17 protein-coding genes and 5 pseudogenes are annotated in these 20,277 nt (G+C 68.4%); 12 read left to right on the top strand and 10 right to left on the bottom strand.

Going from position 1 to position 20,277, the window contains the following annotated elements; genetic code table 11:
- The first annotated feature begins 364 nt into the window (after positions 1-364).
- Positions 365-694 (top strand): hypothetical protein, encoded by a 330-nt coding sequence (locus AC07DO_RS08790; protein WP_479057938.1) that lies wholly within the window; start codon positions 365-367, stop codon positions 692-694.
- Between the two features lie 1,588 nt (positions 695-2,282).
- On the opposite strand, the gene AC07DO_RS08795 is transcribed toward AC07DO_RS08790, so the two are convergent.
- A complete protein-coding gene (locus tag AC07DO_RS08795) occupies positions 2,283-2,528 on the bottom strand; it encodes a hypothetical protein (protein WP_479057939.1) in 246 nt (81 codons plus the stop codon).
- A gap of 151 nt (positions 2,529-2,679) precedes the next feature.
- Complete coding sequence (locus AC07DO_RS08800; RefSeq protein WP_479057940.1) at positions 2,680-3,159, bottom strand: hypothetical protein; 480 nt, start codon at positions 3,157-3,159, stop codon at positions 2,680-2,682.
- Positions 3,160-3,769: 610 nt separating this feature from the next.
- Between AC07DO_RS08800 and AC07DO_RS08805 the strand changes: the two genes are divergently transcribed.
- Genes AC07DO_RS08805 through AC07DO_RS08815 form a run of 3 tightly spaced genes read left to right on the top strand, consistent with a single transcriptional unit; the run spans position 3,770 to position 5,424 of the window.
- Entirely contained in the window at positions 3,770-4,162 is a 393-nt protein-coding gene (locus AC07DO_RS08805) for a helicase associated domain-containing protein (protein WP_479057941.1), read from the top strand.
- A 26-nt stretch (positions 4,163-4,188) separates the two neighbouring features.
- On the top strand, positions 4,189-4,749 hold the full coding sequence (locus AC07DO_RS08810) for a competence protein CoiA family protein (protein WP_479057942.1): 561 nt from the start codon (positions 4,189-4,191) through the stop codon (positions 4,747-4,749).
- 42 nt (positions 4,750-4,791) lie between these two features.
- A complete protein-coding gene (locus AC07DO_RS08815; protein WP_479057943.1) occupies positions 4,792-5,424 on the top strand; it encodes a hypothetical protein in 633 nt (210 codons plus the stop codon).
- Between the two features lie 809 nt (positions 5,425-6,233).
- Here AC07DO_RS08815 and AC07DO_RS08820 read toward each other — a convergent pair.
- Together AC07DO_RS08820 and AC07DO_RS08825 are read right to left on the bottom strand one after the other, a co-directional pair.
- A pseudogene (locus AC07DO_RS08820) lies at positions 6,234-6,454 on the bottom strand (IS1380 family transposase); the annotation flags it as partial.
- 114 nt (positions 6,455-6,568) lie between these two features.
- The gene (locus AC07DO_RS08825) at positions 6,569-6,751 is read right to left on the bottom strand and encodes a hypothetical protein (RefSeq protein WP_479057944.1); all 183 of its coding nucleotides are present in this window, start codon (positions 6,749-6,751) and stop codon (positions 6,569-6,571) included.
- A 1,000-nt stretch (positions 6,752-7,751) separates the two neighbouring features.
- Here AC07DO_RS08825 and AC07DO_RS08830 point away from each other — a divergent pair.
- The 4 genes and pseudogenes from AC07DO_RS08830 to AC07DO_RS08845 form a co-directional block, all read left to right on the top strand.
- A pseudogene (locus AC07DO_RS08830) lies at positions 7,752-8,117 on the top strand (glycosyltransferase); the annotation flags it as partial.
- Between the two features lie 19 nt (positions 8,118-8,136).
- Positions 8,137-8,604, top strand: a complete 468-nt coding sequence (locus AC07DO_RS08835) for a 3'-5' exonuclease (RefSeq protein WP_479057945.1) — start codon at positions 8,137-8,139, stop codon at positions 8,602-8,604.
- A 696-nt stretch (positions 8,605-9,300) separates the two neighbouring features.
- Positions 9,301-10,035, top strand: a complete 735-nt coding sequence (locus tag AC07DO_RS08840) for a hypothetical protein (RefSeq protein ID WP_479057946.1) — start codon at positions 9,301-9,303, stop codon at positions 10,033-10,035.
- A 342-nt stretch (positions 10,036-10,377) separates the two neighbouring features.
- A pseudogene (locus AC07DO_RS08845) lies at positions 10,378-10,776 on the top strand (zinc-binding dehydrogenase); the annotation flags it as partial.
- Positions 10,777-10,913: 137 nt separating this feature from the next.
- Here AC07DO_RS08845 and AC07DO_RS08850 read toward each other — a convergent pair.
- The 4 genes and pseudogenes from AC07DO_RS08850 to AC07DO_RS08865 form a co-directional block, all read right to left on the bottom strand.
- A pseudogene (locus AC07DO_RS08850) lies at positions 10,914-11,066 on the bottom strand (HD domain-containing protein); the annotation flags it as partial.
- A gap of 53 nt (positions 11,067-11,119) precedes the next feature.
- Complete coding sequence (locus AC07DO_RS08855) at positions 11,120-11,812, bottom strand: response regulator (protein ID WP_479057947.1); 693 nt, start codon at positions 11,810-11,812, stop codon at positions 11,120-11,122.
- Positions 11,809-12,969, bottom strand: coding sequence for a sensor histidine kinase (locus tag AC07DO_RS08860; protein WP_479057948.1), 1,161 nt, complete (start codon positions 12,967-12,969; stop codon positions 11,809-11,811). Before AC07DO_RS08860 ends, AC07DO_RS08855 begins: the two co-directional genes overlap by 4 nt.
- 27 nt (positions 12,970-12,996) lie before the next feature.
- A complete protein-coding gene (locus tag AC07DO_RS08865; protein WP_479057949.1) occupies positions 12,997-13,785 on the bottom strand; it encodes a hypothetical protein in 789 nt (262 codons plus the stop codon).
- A 119-nt stretch (positions 13,786-13,904) separates the two neighbouring features.
- Between AC07DO_RS08865 and AC07DO_RS08870 the strand changes: the two are divergent.
- A pseudogene (locus tag AC07DO_RS08870) lies at positions 13,905-14,756 on the top strand (ATP-binding cassette domain-containing protein); the annotation flags it as partial.
- Between the two features lie 246 nt (positions 14,757-15,002).
- Here AC07DO_RS08870 and AC07DO_RS08875 read toward each other — a convergent pair.
- Entirely contained in the window at positions 15,003-15,971 is a 969-nt protein-coding gene (locus AC07DO_RS08875; RefSeq protein WP_479058571.1) for a LysR family transcriptional regulator, read from the bottom strand.
- Between the two features lie 93 nt (positions 15,972-16,064).
- Between AC07DO_RS08875 and AC07DO_RS08880 the strand changes: the two genes are divergently transcribed.
- Both AC07DO_RS08880 and AC07DO_RS08885 read left to right on the top strand, forming a co-directional pair.
- On the top strand, positions 16,065-16,922 hold the full coding sequence (locus AC07DO_RS08880; protein WP_479057950.1) for an alpha/beta hydrolase: 858 nt from the start codon (positions 16,065-16,067) through the stop codon (positions 16,920-16,922).
- Positions 16,919-18,316: an MFS transporter gene (locus tag AC07DO_RS08885; RefSeq protein ID WP_479057951.1), complete on the top strand. Its 1,398-nt coding sequence runs from the start codon at positions 16,919-16,921 to the stop codon at positions 18,314-18,316. The genes AC07DO_RS08880 and AC07DO_RS08885 overlap by 4 nt, the downstream gene beginning before the upstream one ends.
- A gap of 740 nt (positions 18,317-19,056) precedes the next feature.
- Here AC07DO_RS08885 and AC07DO_RS08890 read toward each other — a convergent pair.
- Complete coding sequence (locus AC07DO_RS08890) at positions 19,057-19,635, bottom strand: hypothetical protein (RefSeq protein WP_479057952.1); 579 nt, start codon at positions 19,633-19,635, stop codon at positions 19,057-19,059.
- 86 nt (positions 19,636-19,721) lie between these two features.
- On the opposite strand from AC07DO_RS08890, the gene AC07DO_RS08895 reads away from it, so the two are divergent.
- Complete coding sequence (locus AC07DO_RS08895; protein ID WP_479057953.1) at positions 19,722-20,039, top strand: hypothetical protein; 318 nt, start codon at positions 19,722-19,724, stop codon at positions 20,037-20,039.
- The last annotated feature ends 238 nt before the right edge of the window (positions 20,040-20,277 follow it).

The following is a 20,277-nucleotide window of genomic DNA, read 5'->3' on the forward strand; positions in this document are numbered from 1 at the left end:
CATCCCCATCGAGTACACGGACAAGGCGAGCTTCGACCGGTGGTGCCGGGAGACGGGCCTGGCCAACCGGATGAACGGCAAGGTGTCCCTAAGGAGTCGATGTCGTGGGGTGCGGGCACTTCGAGAGAGTACGAGCCCCGCTGATCTACGTCGCCCAGATTGTTTGAGACGGGCTGTCGCTGTTTCGTCATTCTCGACGACAACTGCCTGAGGCGGCTCACGATCAGGCACGACCGGGCCGTCCACCCCGGCGAGTACATCTCCTGCGTCCACGCCACGCGAAAGTCCTGCACGACCGCGTCCCGATCGGCCCGGCACCGCCGCAGGCCTGGACTGTCAGCGCGCTTGTCTATGGTTCCGTGTCATGGGATATGACGTGCACATCACTCGTCGCGACAACTGGTGGGACGAGAGCGGACCGGAGATCACTGAGGCGGAGTGGCGGACAGCGATCGCCACCGACCCCGACCTGAAGATGGCTCCGCCCGCCTTCATCGACGGACAACACCCGTGCTGGACCGCGGAGATGGCCACTCATCCGCCTGAGAAGCGGATGGGAACAGCCATCCATTGGTCCTCGCCATCGGATATCAGCGCCAAGAATCCCACCGACATCCTGACCAGAAGGATGCAGTCAGTGGCGCTGTCACTTGGCGCCCGAGTCCAAGGCGATGACGGTGAGCACTACGACTGAACCCGAGCAGCCGGGGGCCAAGACGGACCGGATCCCGCGGCCGGCTCAAACCGGAACCACCTACATTTGACCTTCAAGTGGTCCCGATTCAAGCCGGAAAAGTGGAGCCTCTGTAGCCCGTTGAAGCCACCCGAGGACAAGTGGCGCCGCCCTGCGCTGCCCGCCCCCCGGGCCGGAAACCGCCCAACCGCTCCGCCCATGGAGAGTCTGCGTGCACCCTGCACCCGCCGCTCGGCACGTGCGGACGGAGGTTGACCGGGCGTGGGCGGAACGGCGATCAGCCAGGCAGGACACAGCGGATCGGTTCGCATACTGTCCCGCATTCGCGTGTGCATGCACGTGGAGCAGTGCCTTGTTCAGTGACATCGTCGTCAGTGAGCCGATAACGAGGCACGTCATCCCGGGAGATGGTCAGCGCGTACAACGGGTGGCCGTGCTTGCTGACTCGCACGTCGCCATCCCACGCTGTCGGGCTCTGCGTGGTGTCCGAAGTCTGCACGGTCTTCACTCCTTGGTGGCGCGAGCCGACAGGAGGCAGTGGCTGCACCATGGCTGACCCGGCACGTCCAGGACAGCGGAGATGTCTTGTGTTCCGCTGCTCATAACGAAGCCGTCTTGGTCGCTGCAGGCGATGCGCTGAAATGTGGCGTCGGGGTCGGCGCCGACCGGCTTGTGCCAGATCAGTTCACGGGCTGGACGTCGCTGAAGTGCGGTTCGACGAGCACGGCTTGGCCCTGTTCATCATCTGTGAGTGCTGCGGCACTGAGTCTGGCGTCGGAGACGGCACCGTGACTCAGGTCCGCCTCCTTCGTGACCGCTGGCTCGACGCTGGGTTCGTCTGGTTGCCATCCGCCTGCCCCGCGAATACCCAGGTGAGTGAACCCGTACGACACGCCGTTCGGACTCAGGCGCCATCGAGCATTGAGCGATCAGGCCCACGGGTCTGGTACTCGTGATTCCTTAGGGGTGCACTGTGGAAGGTGATCCGCCGTAGTGGGCCGTCATCGTGATTACAGGCGGAGCAACCGTGGTTCTTGGGGCGATCCTTCTGTCTGTGATCGCCGCGGTTGCTCTCGAAGCGGGCTGGGTGCGTAGGCGGTATCGCCGCTAGCCCGGCGCCACGAACACCCCTATCAAAGAATCTGGCACAGGCGCCTGAGGTTAAAAAACAAGCTGAGGATCACGCACACGTCCCAGCCCGCCGCCTGGGCAGCGTGGACGGGTACGTGAAGACGTCGGGCGGGCGGGGCGGCGCAGGCGATGAGGTACAGGGTGCGTGTGGTCACCGGGGCAGTCCACGACGATCAGCAAGGGCGCGCAACCGCCCCTCCGCGGCACCGGTGCCCAACCGCCGCAAGGCCTTGACGAGTTGCTTGGTGCGGGGGCGGCACAGGACTTCCTCGGGTGCCTCTTCCTCGGCCTTGGGTAGCGTGGCGACCGCATCGGTGCGCAGACCGGCCTGCTTCTCGCCAATGGCGCGGTCGGCGAGCAGATGGGCGCGGCGCTCGCGCGGGAGGTCGGCGAGACCGGCGCCCTTCCCCGCCGCCAGGTCACTGCGCAGCGCGCGCAGGAACGTCGACAGGGCGGATCAAAGATGCCCGTTGATCCACGCCATGATCGTGAGGACAATCCACACTGCAGCGAAGATCCAGTCGAAGCCGGACGTCCAGCGCCGCAGTGCGGTACGGGTGGTGATGATGGCGGCGGCAATGCCCGCTCCCGCTGCCCAGTGCAGGACACGGCCGATCGTGGCCAGGGTGTCGTTGTCGCGGGCATCCGCGACGAACAGGAAAAGGAAGCCGACAAAGGTCGTGAGCAGAAAGGTGCCGATCACGGTCTCGGTGCGGTTTCCCGGTGAAGGCCCGACCGCATTTTCGGGAGGGTGAGGTCGCGAGGGAGCCATCGGTTCTGAGGTCCTTTGGGGCTGGGGTGGGTGGCCGTGAGGGCCGAATATGAACGGGCATTCGGCCCGCACGGTACGAGCGTCAGATGTGGTCGTGGATGTACTTCCATATCTGGTACTGAGCTTCAGCTCCTGCGGCCTTCCAGGCAAGCTTAATCGGGTTGTACCAGGACAGGCCGTTAACCCAGTTCCGGAAGGTCGCGAACTTCCCGGCCGCCTTCTTGGCCGCCTTGACGACGGACGGGCCAGCCTTCTTGATCAGATTCCAGATCGTACTGGCGGCGGACGCACGGGCAACGGCCTGCTCCTCCTGGGTAGCGGTACCGTCGGCCACGGCCCGCAGTGCGGCTTCGGCGTCGGGGGTGAGTTCGGCGCGGAACTCGGGCACGGCCAGCAGGGTACGGGCCTCTGAGGTCCCGAGCCCGGACTCGGCCTCCGTGGCGGATGCGACGAAACCACCGGTGCGGTGATGCTCGACGGCAGAGGCGGCCGGTGCCGCAACACCGAAGGCGACCGCGGCCATCGCGGTGGCCGCACTTATGCGCAGGGTATTGCCCTTCACGTAACATCTCCTTTGTGTTTCACACGACGTGGAGCGACCGTGATCTTTGACGGGAATGCGGCCGATTCCACTGCCATTTCACTCAAAAGTGGACAGTGTGGATCTGTGCGTCCTTTTACGGGCGGATCAAAGCAGCTTCAGAGGATGTGAAGCTGCTCGCAGTTGCTGTGAAATTGCCAGTGCCGAGTTGTTTGCGGCGTCGCATCCAGGAAGGCTCCTGCAGGCCATTCCTTGCCTCTAATTCTATGCAAGTCCCCTCCTCCGCAATCGTTCGGCAGCAACGTCACGGCAACTACGCTTCCCCGTCACAACCGGACCTTACTAAGCGCCTCACCTAAAATCCATAAGGAATTCTCGATGTGGCGATAGGGCTACCCTTTCACTGCACCGACATCCGGAAAATTGGCCGGTTCAGATGAGCTTGTGGAGCAGGTCCTGCACGTCGCGAAAACTCCGAGGAAGGCAGCTGTGCGCATTGGGCACTTCCAGGGGAAGTTGGAAGTGGCCTGTACGTACCACGACGAGCACTTACGCTGTGTGCGCCCCAGGTTTGCGTCGGCGCTGGGTCAGGCGGTCGGGCAGTGGCCGTCCCACCTGCGCCCCTGACACCTTGGCCGACCACCCGGAGGAACAGGAGGCCGCGCTCCTGGCCGTGGACGAGGACTGGAATCCGTCGTGGCCCACCGAGTGGCAGCGGCACTACGCCGCGCTGCGCGAGCTGGTGCGTGACGAGGAAGGCGTGGCGGAGGTCCTGCCCGGCTTCACCGTGCACGGCATGGACGTGGTGAAGTGGCTGGCCCGGCAGCGGAAGCCCGAGGTGTGGGAGTCCCTGGCCGACGGGCAGCGCGAGCGCCTGGAGGCCGTCGGCGTCACCCCGCAGGCCCCGGCACCGACCCCGATGGAGCAGGCCGCGCCGACGGAGCCGTCCACGACGCCCGTGAGGCCCTTCGGCAGGGGCGTTGCGGCCTCTGGCGCAGCCCAAGGGCCCACACGGGCTCTGTGACGGTCCCCAGGGGCCACGTAGAGGCGTTGCCGGACGGGACGGAAGTGAAGCTTGGGGTGTTCCTGTCCAACACCAAGACCAGGCGCGCCAAACTCAGTACGGGCAAGCTCGCCGCGCTCGCCGGCCTCGGGCTGGAGTGGGCGGCGAGAGCGAGCCCGAGATCGTGGCGGAACTCCAGCCGTGTCATGGCGTCCTCCGTGGACGGCACTCAACGTATGGCCTGGGAGGCACAGCTGTCGCCGATCACCTTGGACGCCATTGCTGCCCGCACCGACCGCTACGCCGACGAAGACATCCCGGTCTGCTGGGTGTCTCCACATGAACAAACGCCGCAGTGGATCAGCACAGTTCCGGCGGTCCGGGTTCGCGCTCCACAAGAACGAGATCAGGACTGGGTAGTCGACGACGGCCTCACCGGATTCGTCTTCACCGCCGGCGGCTGGATATTCAGAGAGGCGGCACTCGCCCAGTTCGTGCGCTGGGCGCTGCACGGCCAGCTTGTCCCGACAACGGTCTTGCCGCGGTATCGGCGGGTCTACCGCGTCATCGACGGTAAGCGGCGACGGTTCCGGCGGCACCAGTGGTAGACGTCGCTTCAGTCAGTCGGCGACCAGAAGAAGCACGAGGCGATGCGGCAGCGGCAGGAGACGGCGAAGGCCGAGCGGGAGGCCCGCCAAGAGGAGACGGAACGCCGTCGGCGGGCGCTGGAGGAGCAGGAGCGTGCCCGCAGGGCGGAGGCAGCTGAGCGTCTGCGTAAGCAGCAGGAGGAGGCCTCCCGCGCCCGCTGGGAGGAGATCCATCGACAGTGGGCGAAGGAGGCTGCGGTGCGGGCGACGGATAGAGCGGAAGAGGAGGCGCGGCTCGCCCAGGAGCAGGCCGAACACGAGGAGGCACAGCGGCAGATACTGGCGACGGCGAGGGCGTGGTGGGATCGGCTGTCGTCGCAGCAGAAGACCGAACTGTTCACCGTGGTCGCCGAGTATGCCTGGCGCATGACGAGTCTGCGGGTGAAGGTTCCGCAGAATCCAGTCTTATCAGCGGAGTACGTCTATGGAGTTCCGGTGTACTCGCTGGGACGGCGCCGGATTCTGTACGGAGTCGTACGGCCCTGTCCCAGCCTGGTCGCGTCCTCACCCGGAATGCAGCGCTTGCACGCCTTGGCCAGAAGTGCCCAGGAGGCCCGGGAACTGGTTGCTGTGATGGCCGGAGGGCGAGTCACGAACCTCGACCTGCCCGAGCACGAGCAACTGACCATGTGCTGAAGGTTGCGTGCCTGTCCGGAGCGGCCGGTGAAGGGAGAAGACCTTCTACACCCCGCAGGAGGTCCAGGGCGGCCTTACCGTCCGGCAGGCCGTGAAGCGGGCCACGTCCCGTGGTGTGCCACGGGACGTCGCACAAGGTTCAGCTCTCTTCGCTACTGAAGCCCGTCCTGCGGTCTCCCCCGGCGCACCATGCGATGGACGTGCCGTTCGTCCACTCCCACTGGCCGTAGTGCGTGTACGAGTAGCCGGAGACCGTCTTGCAATAGACCAAAACCCTGTAACTCTCGTAACTCTGGCCGCGTGTGCACCTGTAGCTCGCGCCCTGATGACCCAGGCTGCCCGTCAGCTCGCCATACTTGCAGCCCCCAAGTTCCGAGGTCGCTGCCGAGGCATTCGGCGCCATGGCAAGGAGCCCACCTGCGGCAAGGGCGATCGATGCGGTTAACGCTGCAATTCGGTTTCGGACAACCACGCGTCCTCCTAGCGCCGCAGAGCACGGTTGTGCCCTGCCGCCACAGGACGCTACTTGTACGTCGTAGCCAAGTACACGTACGCCGCTGTATGGCCTGATAGTTGAATCAAAAGGCCGTCTGGACAATGAGCCTGATGTAGGTGTAGCTGCCGGGCAAGAACCAGCGGACGGAGCCGGCCACGATCTTTTGCGACGGCCCGCCAGTTCATCCGGCGGGCCGTTTCGGCTTCGTAGTCTGGTGGCGGGCATGCCTGTGGCCCGGCTGTCGCCTCGCTGGGCGCCGGCTTCCACTGCTCCGACCGGAGGATGACTAGTCGGGACAAGGCGTCGTTGCTAGTCAGCCGGGGTGCGGCACGGCTTGCAGTCGCTCGAACGCGGCGGTGGTCGTCTGGGTCCAGGGCCGGCGGCGGACCAGATGGAGCCAGCGGCGGCAGCCGGTGGTCACGAGCTGGGCGGCGGCGGTGAACAGCCGCAGCCGCAGGTGTTTGAGCTCCCAGCGGCGCCGGGCCCGCCCAGGGCGAGCATCGGCATCCAGGGGCAGCAGTCCAGGGCGAGCTGGTCGACCGCAGAACACATCGCCAGGACAGAGGACTTAACGCGCGGTCCGCTTCGAGGCGACAGTGCTGGTGGATGCCATCAACGAGTGGCTTTGACCTGCACGTTTGCGGGCACCTAGGAGTTGGACCAAGTGCGAGTGGACAGCACCAGCGGATAGCCGTCGGGGTCCTGAAAAGTCACACCCCAGTTGTCCCAGTACGGGTTATGGGCGGGCACTCGCACCTCGCACCAGAAGGCGGCGAGGCGCGCAGGTTCCGCGCAGTCGAAGGTCACTTGGAACTGCTTGGTCGTTGACATCGGCGCACGATAGCAAGGGCCCCGTTCATCTCCCCGGGCGAGTGGATCCACACGTTGCCGGGACGACGACCCCTGCCATCCGCTGCTGTGTCGTGCGGTCACAGGGGCGAACCGAGGTCAGCGCTTCCCCCAAAGGAACCTCGATCCCGGCCAGCCACTCTCGTGCTGCCAAAAACCACTTAAGGGACACCCCTTAGGCGTCCGCATTGCACTGGCTGGACGCTCCGAGACGGATTTGCCTACCTGTGCCATGTGGGGCCGCGCGGCGCTCGCTGACACCTCGGTCTTCTCGCCAAGATCCGGACCAGCTGCGGACCAACTCAGCCCCACACCAGCCGTTTTCACCCTCTGTCGCAGGTCAGGAGCAAGGCTAGGCGTGTACCACCAGCAGACGAAGAACCTTCTGGTGTCGTACTCCCCCAAGAAACCGGGCTTCTTCTAGACACGAAAGAGGGCGCCTGACCAGGGCAATCGCCCGGCAGGCGCCCTTCGGGACGCACAGCTACACAGCAGGGGGAAATACGCAGCTAGTACCATTACCTCCCACTCGTGTCCCACCTCTCATCAGCTGTTCCGGGGGCATCTCCGGGCCGAGCTTCTGCTAAGGCCCCCTCCTCGTCGTCCGTCGGTACCTCCCATTGGCGCATCGACTCCTCGATCAAGCTGTTGGCGTGGCTCCGCGCCTCGGACAAGAACTTGGCGTAGTAGCGGAACAGCACTTGGATGCTTTGTCCGGCTCGGCGCGCACACTCAGCCGGGTCGACACCGGAAGCAAGCCAGAACGAAATGCCTGCGTGGCGGAGGTCGTAGGGGCGCTTCGCCAACTCAAGAGCATGCTCGACGAGGCCGAGAGCAGCCTCGCGCGCCCGTCCCCAGGGGGTGCCGTACGCCGCGGCATCGACGTAGTTGCCCGCCGCAACGCGGAAGAGACGTCCATCTGGGGCAATTCCGAAGCGTTCGGGCTGGCGAGAGGTGGACTGATGCCGGTGACGTTTACAACGTCACCGGCGGCGCCCAGGGCTCGAAGCAGATCAACGACCTCGTCGACGGTGTTCTCGCGTGGCTGCTGGAGCGGGCCAACGTCGTTCACCAGTGCGGCAAGGACCACCTCGTCTCCCTGCGTCGCCACGCTGCCGCGCTGCCCACTGCCCTCAGCGCGCGCTGCTACCTCACCGACGCCGGAGCCGCCCTCGCCCTGCTGGACACCGTCACCGCGGGCGCCCTTCAAGACGCCCTGACGCCGCTGCTGTCCGATCCCCAGTACCGCACCACGATCGCCGAGCGGGCCCGCGAGCACGGGCGTCCGGACGCCGCGGACCGACTGGTCGACGTTGTTCTCTCGGCTGCCACAACCGGCACTCCCTAGTGTGCCGACGCGACACACCATGAACCCCGCCGCCTGGTCTGCACTGCTCGTCGTCGACGTCGAAGGCAACGGCACCAATCCGCCCGACCTCGTCGAAATGGCCGCGCTGCCCCTCCGCGACGGCCGTTCCGACAAGAGCACCGCAGGCTGGTGGCTGACCCGCCCCAACCGCCCCGTCACCCCGCTGGCAACCCGGATCCACGGGCTGACCAACGGCGACCTGGCCAACCAGCCGACGTGGGCCGACGTCGCGGACAAGGTCTGCGCCTTCCTCGGCACGGCGTGGATCTGCGCACACAACGCCCACACCGACTACCGCCTCCTGCGCGCACACCTGCCCGGCTGGGCACCCGCCGGCGTCCTGGACACCCTCCGCCTCGCCAAAGCCACCTACCCCGACCTCGGCAAGTACAGCCTCGACAAGCTCATCGAGCACATCCAGCTTCCTGGCGCCCCCGAACCAGATAGGGACCCCACCCTGTGGTGACCTCCCTCCCCTCCGTATCGCCGCACTCGGCGCCCACTCCACCGGCAGCCACGTGGCTCCGCCGTCTGCGGGATGACAGGGACGCGTTCTGCCTCGAAAGTCCAAAACACAGCTTATGAGTCCATAAGCTGATGCAAGGTAGTGAAAAGTCGGACAAGTATCAAGGATGGGTGAGTACATCTCATAGCGAGCGATTTGGTTGTTACCTTGAAGTGCATACGAATGGCAGTCCTGGCCGCTGTCTCGGTGGCCACCCCGACGCTGTTGGCCGCTACACCCGCGGCGGCGGCAGAGGCCAGCCCGCCGGCGCTTTCCATGCCAGAGCCTGCTCCGGAGCCCCCGGCAGAGGAAAGAGGGGCGTCGGCCGCAGATCCGGCCAGCCCCGGTGCTGCGGAATCGTCCCAGGCTCCTGCGGCACCTGAGGCAGGAACGAGCCCGGCGGCGCCCACCGCCAGTGGTCCCGCTGAGCCGACGCCAAGCACCACCGCACCCAGGCAGACCGGCGTCCCCACCTCTCCGCCCGGGGCTTCGGCCGACGGGGGCGACACCACGCCGGGCGGGGCCGGCACCGGCGGCGGGACCAGGCCGGCCTCCCCTGCCGCCGACCCGCGCGGAACCCTCGGGCCGACCGGGACCGCTGAGCCGACCCGCAGCCCCGACGAGCACCCGACCTCCAATGCCACGTCGAACGAGGTGTTGACCCGCACCCTGCTTGGCCTGCCTACCAAGATCGTGGCCGGCTCCGGATGGCACCACTTCACCCTGCGCGCCACCAACACCTCCGACAAGGCGATATCGACGGTCTGGGTCTATTTCCACGTAGACGCCGGCGGCCTGAACGGCGACAACTCGAGCCTGCTGACTGTGCAGTGGTACGACGAGCACGCCGGCGTCTGGAAGGAAACGATTGACGAGTATTACTGGCGTTACCACGCCTGCTTCGCCAACCTGGCGCCCGGTGAATACGTCGACACACTGATGCGCCTGAAGGCCGACGCCAGCATGCCGGAAAGCTTCGGCGCGGCCGGCATCATCGGATCGTATGACGACGAGAACGGCGTCTGGAACGACGTGAGGCCGTCGGGCTACGACATCCACATCGTGGCTGCGGGCAGCGAGCCGGGCAGGGTGCCGCCAGCCAAGGGCAAGTCATCCAACAGCAACAAGCCCGCTTCGCAAGACGACTTGAAGGAGCTTCCGACCACCAGTACGCCCACCGGGGCGGGGGCCGGGGGCGGCTACGTCAGACCGGTCGCCGGGCGGCCCGGCGCAGCCGATGATTCCGCCGCCCGGGCCCACTCGGGTGCCGCCTTGGCCGAGACCGGCAGCGATGCCGCCTCCGGCTGGATGCTCGGGGCCGGCGGTGCCTCGATCGCCCTGGGCACAGTCCTGGCCGCCGCCGCCCGCAGGCGTCTTCGTCACACCTCTTGACCGGCGACCGACGTGGATGACCCGGGGGGCCGACGAATCCTTTGCCGAGGGCGGCATTGGATGCTGGTACGGGGTGACCCCGCCGCTCTCCCATCTCTGAGTACTCGTAAAAGGCCTTGCCGCCGCACCCGGATCGCCTGCGGTTCCCGGGGCGCGGGACTGGGCGAGGGGTGGCATGCACCAGGACGGCGAACCAGTTGTGTCGCCACCACTTGTGCTACCACCACTTGTGTTGCCACCACTGAGAAGGTCAAAGACGCCCTCCGCTGCAGCCTCCCCGAGGCACGTCCCCGACGACTCGTTGAGCAGCATCCGCGTGGTGCCCGGCGGATTACCCGGACTCGGCACGTTGAGGCATCGGCACTGCCGGTCGTCGGGTTGACGGCGTGCCAGGGCCTCGTCGACCTCGAAGGCTTGAGCGGGGGCGCCCGCGTCCTCACCAACGGTGGCGCCGGCGGAGTCGGCCACGTCGCCATCCAGATCGCGAGAGCACGCGCCTCACACGTGATCACGACCGCCGGCGGCGGCAAGCGGAAGTTCGTCGAAAGGTTCGGCGCCGACGAGGTGATCGACTGCACGACCATGGACTTCACCCAGGCGGTCCGCGACATCGACATCGTCCTCGACACGGTCGGCGGCGACAGCGTCGAGCGATCTCTCGACGTACTCCGCCCCGGCGGCCACCTGGTAGCGGCGGTCGCCGAGGACGATGCGGAGCTCGCCGCCAGGTACGAGGCGGCCGCCCGACCACCGACTCGGGCGTCCGGTGGGCGGCTTACGGGTCAGTGCGCCAGAAGTGGGCCTCCGGCAGGTGCTCGGGCAGTGTCACGGCGAGGAGGGCCTCCACGATGTCGTCGACCTCCACGACGGGGACGTCGTAGCGTCGTGCCGATGACTCGGAAGCTGTGCTCGGCGATGGTCTCGGGGTCTTTGACCCCGGCGATCCACCACCCGGAGCGCCTGGCACGCTTCAGCATCCCCATCTCCAGGAGGAAGCCTGCCGTGCCCTGCGCCTGCTCTGCGTCGGCCATGAAGCCTGTCCGGTGTCACGTGCGGTTCTGGCGTAGAACGAACATTCACGCCATCAACGTCGCAACCCACGCCGACGGTCGCCTACCAGCCCGGTCTCGTAGGCGACGATCACAAGCTGGGCGCGGTCGCGTGCGTGCAGTTTGGCCAGGAGCCGACCGATGTGGGTTTTGACCGTAGCCAGGCTCACGTGGAGGTGCTGGGTGATCTCTGTATTGGAGAGGCCGCGGGCGATCAGGCCGAGTACCTCCAGCTCGCGGTTGGTGATCGCGTCCAGCGACCGGATCGGCGGTCGCGTCGGCTCTGGGCGGCGGGCGAACTCCGCAATCAGGCGGCGGGTCACCGAGGGAGCGAGCAGTGCCTCGCCCGCGGCGATGACGCCGATGGCGGCGAGGACCTCGGTCGGCGGGGTGTCCTTCAGCAGAAAGCCTGCGGCCCCGGCGCGCAGGGCGGCGTAGACGTACTCGTCCACGTCGAAGGTGGTGAGGATGAGGACGCGGACGCTCGACAGGGCCGGGTCCGAGCAGATCTTCCGGGTCGCCTCGATGCCGTCCAGCTCGGGCATGCGTACGTCCATCAGCACGACGTCCGGCCGTTCGCGGCGGGCGAGTTCGACGGCCTCTGCCCCGTCTGCGGCCTCACCCGCGGCGGTCATGCCGGGGGTGTGGTCGACAAGGACGCGGAAGCTGCCGCGCACCATCGCCTGATCGTCGGCGATCAGCACTCGGACCTGGGGCTCGTCAGTCATACTTTCTGCCTCCCTTCGGCAGGCAGCCGGACCGACACCGTGAAGCCGCCTTCCCGCCGAGGCCCTGCCTCGAAGCTGCCGCCGTACATCAACGCCCGCTCCCGCATCCCCAGGAGACCGTGTCCACCTGGCAGTGGACGGTTGGCCGGTAGGCGTCCGGGCGGTGGTCCCTCATCCTCGACGTCGATGCGTACCTCGCGCGTATCCGCCTCGACCATGACCCTGCAGCGGGTCGGGGCAGCGTGCCGGACAGCGTTGGTGAGGGCCTCCTGGACGATCCGGTAGATGGCCAGCTGTGTCCCCTCGGCCAGGCCCTGCGTGCCCTTCACCGTCAAATCGACGTCCACCCCCGCCCGGTTCGCCTCTGCAGCGAGCGAGCCTAGGCGGTCGAGGTCCGGCACAGGCCCCAGGGGGGCGCCCTCAGTGCGCAGCAAGCCGAGCGTGCGCCGCATCTCGGCCAGTGCGGAACGGCTCGTCTCCTCGATGACCTTGAGTGCGGCCCGCGCCTCTTGTGGGTCGGCCTCTGCCACATGCCTGGCGACACCTGCCTTGACGGCGATCAAGCTGAGGTTGTGAGAGACGATGTCGTGCAGCTCCCGGGCGATCCGCAGGCGCTCCTCGCCCAGTGCGTGCTCCGCCCGGCGCTGCGCTTCCCGCCCGGCCTCGACCCGTCGGCCACGCACAGCGAACCCCACGCCCCAAGCCCCGCCGATCACCACCAATACCAGCGCGGCCACTACTGCGGCACCCTGCCCGTCCTCGGCGGGAGTGACCACCGCCTGGCCGAGGAAGACGGCGCCGCACGCCACCGGCAGCGTCATCGCCAGTGCGGGTACGGACCGGCGGGCGGGCTCGGCCAGTCCGACGAGGTATGCCGCCAGACCGGCGGCGATGTACGGCTCGCGAGGAATGTCGAGGAGCGACGCTACGGTCAGGGCGGCGAGCGCGATCCCCAGGACCGGGAGCGGCCAACGGCGGCGTACGGCGATCGGCACGCCGACCGCGGCGGCGATCAGCAGGCCGAGCCAGGTCGGACCTGTGTAGGCGGGCTGGCCGTCGTCGGCGGTCAACCGGGGGAAGCCGACGTACACGGCGGTCAGAGCCAGGGCCGCGCCGAGGTCGAGGGCATAGAGATGACGCTGCCCCTTGAGGTTCATGGCCCGACCGTAGCTGCACGGGCGCACTCAGCCGGCCTGTCCGAGCAGCACCATCAGCCCGAGCACCGACAGGGTCAGCGGCACCCAGGACAGCACTGCCCTGCGGCTGGGACGGTGCCCTTCACCCAACAATGCCAGGCCCAACGGCACCAGCCCGACGCACAGCCCGGCCAGGGCCACCAGGGACAGCGGCGTGGTCCCTTTGAGCACTCCGAGAGGCAGTGCCGCCATGAGGCCGAGTGCGGCGGCACGGACCGGGCCGAGCACCCGGGTGCGCCAGGCCCCGAGGGCAAGGACGATCCACCCCGCGAGGATGGCGAGATTCAGCGCGGCAAAGACGTGGAAGGCGCCGTAGCCGGCGGAGACCGCCTCGGTGGCAGCGTCGACTCCTTGGGAGCGCACCAGCTGAAAGGCCAGGTGGTCCGCTCCTGCATGGAAAGCGCGGGCGAACAGCCCGAACATCACCAGGCCCCCGCCCCACAGGCTCCAGCCCGCGCTCCGGGCCCCGATCCGTGCGGCCACCACCGCCACTGCGGGCCAGAGCAGCAGGCCGCCTGCGGCAAAGAGACCGTACGCGGTGGCCATCAGGGTGGGGTGCTGCTCGTACGCGGCGAGCTGATCGGGGTAGAAGAAGTGAAAGCGGACCCTCAGCAACGCACCGGCCAGCATCAGGAGTGGGCCGAGCACCATGGCGGTGCCGCCCACCCAGCGTCCGGGGAAGCCGGTGCCCTCCAGCCGTTCCACAGGGAGCGCGCCACGCAGTCGGGCGCCGATCGTTACGGCCGAGGCGCCCATGGACGTCGTCGTGTTCTTCATACTGACGACGATGCCTTCGCCGCCCCCGCGGGGCGTCGGACCAAGATCTGAAATGCAGCGTCAGACCTGGGTATGACCCGTCGAGCACCGGAAATTCCAACCCACCGGGTCCGAAAACTGACCGGAAGGCCGCCCTGCAGGAACGGGCCAACGTCCACCGGTCCTGGGCGGACAAGGGCGTGCGCACCGCGCAGCGTCGCAGTCGGGACAACAACAAGCTCGGCCGCAACGCCCGCACGGAGAACAGCGAGAACCTGGCGGCCAAGGCCAAGCAGGCCGAACGCCTCATCGAGCGTCTGGAGGAGGTGGAGGAGCCCCGCAAGGAGTGGCAGTTGCGGATGCGCATCGACACCGCGTCACGGTCCGGCGCGGTCGTGGCCACCCTGCGCGACGCCGTCGTCCGGCGCGGCGATTTCACTCTCGGGCCCCTCTCGCTCCAGGTCGACCGGGGCGACCGGACCGCCATCACCGGCGCCAACGGCACCGGCAAGTCCACCCTGCTCGGCGCGCTCCTGGGCCGTGTCCCGCTCGACTGCGGCGACCACAGCCTCGGCACCGGGGTGGTGACCGGCGAGATCGACCAGGCACGGGCCCTGTTCCACGGGGCCGAATCCCTCCTGGACGCCTTCCGCACCGTGGCCTCCTTCATGGAACCGGCCGAGGTACGCACCCTGCTGGCGAAGTTCGGCCTCGGCGCCGACCACGTCCTACGGCCTGCGACCACGCTCTCCCCCGGCGAACGGACCCGGGCCGCGCTCGCGCTGCTCCAGGGCCGCGGGGTAAACCTGCTGGTCCTGGACGAGCCGACCAACCACCTCGACCTTCCGGCCATCGAACAGCTGGAAGCCGCCCTCGACTCCTACGACGGCACCCTGCTGCTGGTCTCCCACGACCGCCGGCTCCTGGAAGCGGTACGGGTCACCCGTCAAATGCACCTGGAGGACGGCCAGATCATCGACGCCCTGAAATAGCGCCGCGGCCAACGAACTCATGGCCATCGGGTTTGATTCGTACCGAACGCCACCCGAGCAGCGGACGGTGCCGCAGGTATCGACGAGCAGGTGGCGCTTGATGCCGTTGACCTCGCCGCGGGAACGCAGCCCGTACACCCCAGCCCCTGAAAGTGCGCCACCGCCCCGCTACCAGGGAACTTGCCCGCTGACCGGCTTTCAGACGCCCTGCCCTCTAGGGCCTCGCCGTCGTCCGGCTGAGCGAAGTCAGGTAGGGGTCGAGTCGCGGTCCCCTTCTTCTTGTGGTCCGAGTGGGCCTAGCCGGTGGTCGAGCGCGGCGCCGACCTCGGGGCAGTTCTTTCGGATGACGTCGAGGAAGGCGTTCAGCGCCGGGGAACGGTCCCGGGCGCTGAAGGACAGGACCAGATCGGGCAGAGGCGTGCGCGGGGTCACCTCGCAGAACCAGGTGCCCCGTCGTGGCGCCGTCAGCATGCGAGAGGGCCCCAGACCGACGCCCACCCCGCAGGCGGCGAGGCCGATGATGGTGTGGATATCCCTCGCGATGGTCGCGCCGGAGAGCGCCGGGGAGTCCTTGCCCAGGAGCGTCCGCAGCCCGGTGACGACGGCCGGCTCATCCTCCCCCGGCGCAACGATCAGCGGCTGTCGCCGCAGCTGGTCCACGTCCACCGACGACTGACCCGCGTACGGGTGCGTGCTGCTCACGACAGCGACCAGGTGGTCGTGTCCGATCGGGACCGAGACCAGCTGCTCGGCCCCGACGCCCCGTGGCCGGCCGAGGCCGATCGCCACGTCCAGTTCGCCGGCGACGAGCGCGGCCGTGCTGCGGTTCGTCGCCATCTCGTGCAGTTCCAGTCGCACGTCGGGCCGTTCGCGGCCGAACCGGCCCAGGACGTCCGGCAGGGGTTCGAGCAGCGCCGAGGCAATGAACCCCAGGCGCAGCTGTCCCGTCTCGCCGCGTGCTGCCCTGGCTGCGTCGACCGAGGCCGCCGTGATCTCGTCGAGCGCCCTGCGCGCCCGGGAGAGGAAGGCCACGCCCGCCGCCGTCGGAAACACCCCTTGGCGGGTGCGATCGAACAAGCGGGCGCCGACTTCCCGTTCGAGGTCGGCGATCTGCTTGGACAGCGGGGGCTGCGCGATGCCCAGCGCACCGGCCGCCCGACCGAAGTGTGCGTGCTCCGCGAGGGCCAGTGCATACCGCAGGTGCCGCGCCTCCATGGCCAGCCTCCCAGTCATATCTCACATGTATCGTCGAGCAGCCTGTCAGATCTTTCACTGGATGATCGGGGCCGGGTCGCGTGGAATGCGGTCATGACCGATTCTTCCTCCACCGACACCGACACCGACACCGTCTTCGTCTTCGTGCACGGCGCCTGGCACGGCTCCGGACAGTGGGCGGCAACCCAGCGCGCACTCGCCGCACTCGGTGCCGCGAGCATGGCCGTCGACCTGCCGGGGCACGGCTTCGACGCCCCACTGCCCACCGGGTACCTTCAGCCGGGCCAGCCGGGCCTGTTGACCGAGAAGTCCGCGCTCGCCACCGTGACGATGGACGACAGCGCCGAGGCCGTCCTTGACACGCTGCGCCAGGCCCGCCACCACCGTCGCATCGTGCTCGTCGCTCACAGCGCGGGCGGCGGCCCCGCGTCACTGGCTGCCGAGCGCGCACCCGAACTCGTCGACGAGATCGTCTACCTTTCGGCCTTCGTGCCCGCCGGGCGGCCCCGGTTCTTCGACTACCTCGGCTCACCCGAGAACGCCACGGCACGGGGCCGGACTCTCAATCTCGGTGACCCCGGAGAACTGGGCGCCGTGCGGATCAACCCGCTCTCGCAGGATCCCGCCTACATCGAGGAACTGCGGCAGACCCACTACCACGACACCCCACGGGAGCGCTTCGACCGCTGGCGCTCGGCACTGAGCCCCGATCTGCCGCTGGCGATCCCCACCACCCCGGTCGCCGTGACTCCGCAGCGCTGGGGGCGCGTCCCAAGGACCTTCCTGCGCTGCGCGGACGACCGGGCACTGCCCACGGCCGTGCAGGATCTGATGATCGAGGAAGCCGACCGGGCCATGCCAGGCAATCCGTTCACCGTGCGCACCCTCCCGGGCAGCCACAGCCCGTTCGCCGCCCGCCCCCGTGAACTCGCCGCGGCTCTGCTGCCGTGAGCGGCGGACGCCTCGTCCTGCCGGTGCTGCTCAGCGCCACGTTCATGCAGCTCCTCAACGTCACTGTCGCCCAGGTGGCCGCGCCGGCGATACAGGTCGGCCTGGGCGCCGGCCCGGGCGCCGTGCAACTGGTCCTCGCCGGATACACCCTGACGTATGCGTGCCTGCTCATCCCCGCCGCGCGGCTGGGCGACCGGTACGGCTACCGCCGGCTGTTCATGGCGGGCACCGTGGTCTTCACCGCGGGTTCGCTGGCCGGCGCGTGTGCCCCCGACGCCGCATCGCTGATCATTGCCCGGCTGGTGCAGGGCGCGGGCAGCGGTCTGGTCGCCCCCCAGGTCCTGTCGCTCATCCAGGCCGCCACTCCTGCATCGCGCCGGCCGCGCGCCTTCGGCCTGTACGGCGCCACCATGGCCGTCGCGTCACTGGCCGGGCCGCTGATCGGCGGACTCGTCCTCAGTGCCGATCTCTTCGGCCTCGGCTGGCGGCCGGTGATGCTCCTCACCGTACCGGTGGCGCTCGCCTCGCTGGCAGGAGCGACCGCGCTGCCCCGCACCCGCGCAGGGGACGGACTCCGCGTCGACAAGCTGGGTGCGCTGCTGATCACCATAGGAACCGGCGCGCTGGTCCTGCCCCTGGCGCTGGGGCGGGAAGCAGGCTGGCCCTGGTGGACGTGGGCCGCCTTCGCCGTGGCTGTGGCCGCCCTCGGCCACTTCGTCCGGAGCCTCCCGCACCGGCCTGATCCGCTGATCCATCCCGCAGTGCTGCGTGACCGGTCGGCGCGGAGAGGCACGTTGCTGGTGTTCGTGTTCAACACGGGCGTGCCCTCCTTCACCTACCTGCTCTTCCTCCACCTTCAGTCCGCTGTCGGGTACTCGGCCCTGACGGCCGCACTGGCGGCGGCACCGTTCGCCGCCGGCGCCGTCGTCGGCAGCAGAGCCGCGCCCGCTCTCACTCGTCGGCACGGGCCGACGGTGCTCACCGTCGCGTCCCTGATCCTCGCCGGGATGTGCCTGGCGCTGGCCCCCCTCGTCGGCTCGGCGGCGGGACGTCAGGCGGCACTCCCCGTGCTGGCCGTCGGCGGAGCCGCGTTCGGCGCCTTCACCGCGTCGGTGTTCGCCCTGATCCTGGCCCAGGTGCACGGCCCCGCAGCCGGTTCGGTCTCCGGGCTGCTGCCCACAGCACAGCAGCTCGGCGGATCCATCGGAGTGACCGCGGCCGGACTCGCCTACTACGCCCCCGCCGCCGATGCGGACACCGCGTTCCGGCACGCCATGCTCTATCAGGTCGCCGCCTTCACGATCACCGCGCTGATCAGCCTCCGGCTCCAGCACCGGCCTGGCACCGAGCCGGTTCACGGCCCCAGCAGTCACAGTGGAGGGGCACGTAGGTAAAGCGCCGGCCTCCAGCGGCCTTCGCCTCACCCCGTCGGCCGTGCCCACTCCGAATCCCCGAGGGAACATAAGGAACATAAACGACGATCGCCGGTTCCTGAAAGAGTTCTCCGAGCGTGCGTCGAACTCGGCGGGGCATCAGGCGTGCACCGCCGCCATCACCCTCATGACCCGCCGCATCACCCGCTGACCAGCCTTCTCTGTCACCACACCGGCCGCGACGGCTCTCGATGATCCGGCAGAGCAGGAAAGTGACGCAGGAGATCATCCAGCGGTTGGTAACGGATCCTGAACATCACGCGCGGGACAGCTGTGACTTTGATCGGTGGTCGGCGGCCGCGTGAGGAATCGGCGCCGGTAGCTTGAGTGCGTTGATGGGTAGTTGGCGGGGTTGTTGATCGCTGGTCGGCGGCTCGTGACCGGTGTGGTCACGGTTCGTGTTCTCCAAGAGTCGAGTGGCCGCGTCCGGAAATGAGGTCGGATGCCGGCTGTCTCCTGTGCGGTCCACTCATTCAGAGCGCCGAGCGTCAAAGGGAGGTGTGCGAGACCGCCCGCACTGCCGGCCACGCCATGCATCTGCGTCGGGGATGGGGGGCGACCGAGATGATCGCGCGGCCGTACCCAAGCACAGGTGCTCTGGACGCCTTGGAGCTTGCTTTCGGCGGGCACGAGACCAGGGCGGCACACCCCCGAGCGCGTTCTCGCCCCGGCCTCTCCCCCGTACTGACGCCGGTCGAGTCTCAGCCCGGTGACATACCCCGCTCGACATCCACGAAGGTCGGCCGCCGGGACGCCGTCTCCAGCACCCTCGTCCGAGGGCACACCGCCTTCAGCGCCGAGACGGCCCGGGCCATCGCGGACGTGCTGTGCGGGGAGTTGTACGTGGTGTAGAGCCGCCTGCCGACGCGCAGCTCCAGCACCACCTGGTCCTTCTCCTCGTACTCGTCGTCCTCCTGGGCTTCCCCGGGCCCGGTGGAGACCCAGGAGACCGGGCCGACCTGCACGGGTCGCAGCTCGGTCAACGAGTCCAGCGCGTGGACACGGGTCCGCCCGTACCGCTGCCGCAGCCTCAGCCGGCCGGCCTGCTCGTCCACCCGTATCTCGACGACCGTGGCCCAATGGCGCAGCCAGCCGGTCAGGCGGACGCACATCCACACAACCGCGACCGTGCCGAGCGTGAGCCCTCCCTCCGGCCAGAGAGGAGCCAGGACAGCCGCCAGCGGGAGCAGAACCCCCACGGGAAGACCACCGGGCTCGAAGAGCCAGAGTGTGGGGTAGGCGGTCCAAAGCGCTCTGCCCGCACGGGAGTTGTCATCCATGGCTACAGAATGAGCGAGCACACGCGCCGGCGCCAGCGTTGCTGCCATCACCGAAGGTGCTACCCATCACCGACGCCCATGCATCGGTGGCTGCTGCGCGAACCGCGCTCCCTCGGCTCGACCACGGGTGCCGTAGAGCGCGACGCAACGGCTGGTTCGAGGCCAATCCGAAGCCGTCGTCCGAGGCCGGGTGGACGGTACGCCGCCCGCAGGTCCCGGATGTCGTCGAGGCGCGGTACGCCGACGGGCAGATGTACCTGGTCGCCTCGGACGGCGTGCGCAGGCTACACCTGGCAACCGGCGGCGAGGCGTTCCGCCGCGTGACCGAGGAGTCGGCCGCGGCCTTCGACGCCGAGTTCGGCGGGCCGACCATGGTCGGCCACGGCGCCCCGCGGGTGGCCTGACCGGTGCCAGCCGAGTACTTCGTCGACTACCGGTGGCTCCTGAAACGCCAGGAGCGGATCCTCCCCCGGCGACCTGTCCGTCAACGACTTCTCCGTGCTGGTCGGCATGGCCGCGCGGCACTATCGTCGCCCCGCCCCGGCGTGACCAGACCTCCGACGTCTGGTGGCGCGCCACCGTGCTCCTTGAGGGGTGCGTCCTGCAGCGCCCGCTGCCCACCCGCAACGAGCCGTACGGCGG

The sequence above is a fragment of the Streptomyces sp. NPDC045678 genome (genome assembly GCF_056432085.1).

Excerpts from the sequence above, each read along its gene's own strand:
- AC07DO_RS08860 (WP_479057948.1), bottom strand. The coding sequence starts at position 12,969 with ATGAACCTCAAGGGGCAGCGTCATCTCTATGCCCTCGACCTCGGCGCG.
- AC07DO_RS08790 (WP_479057938.1), top strand. The coding sequence starts at position 365 with ATGGGATATGACGTGCACATCACTCGTCGCGACAACTGGTGGGACGAG.
- AC07DO_RS08865 (WP_479057949.1), bottom strand. The coding sequence starts at position 13,785 with ATGAAGAACACGACGACGTCCATGGGCGCCTCGGCCGTAACGATCGGC.
- AC07DO_RS08855 (WP_479057947.1), bottom strand. The coding sequence starts at position 11,812 with ATGACTGACGAGCCCCAGGTCCGAGTGCTGATCGCCGACGATCAGGCG.
- AC07DO_RS08875 (WP_479058571.1), bottom strand. The coding sequence starts at position 15,971 with ATGGAGGCGCGGCACCTGCGGTATGCACTGGCCCTCGCGGAGCACGCA.
- AC07DO_RS08890 (WP_479057952.1), bottom strand. The coding sequence starts at position 19,635 with ATGGATGACAACTCCCGTGCGGGCAGAGCGCTTTGGACCGCCTACCCC.
- AC07DO_RS08815 (WP_479057943.1), top strand. The coding sequence starts at position 4,792 with ATGCGGCAGCGGCAGGAGACGGCGAAGGCCGAGCGGGAGGCCCGCCAA.
- AC07DO_RS08835 (WP_479057945.1), top strand. The coding sequence starts at position 8,137 with ATGAACCCCGCCGCCTGGTCTGCACTGCTCGTCGTCGACGTCGAAGGC.
- AC07DO_RS08880 (WP_479057950.1), top strand. The coding sequence starts at position 16,065 with ATGACCGATTCTTCCTCCACCGACACCGACACCGACACCGTCTTCGTC.
- AC07DO_RS08825 (WP_479057944.1), bottom strand. The coding sequence starts at position 6,751 with ATGTCAACGACCAAGCAGTTCCAAGTGACCTTCGACTGCGCGGAACCT.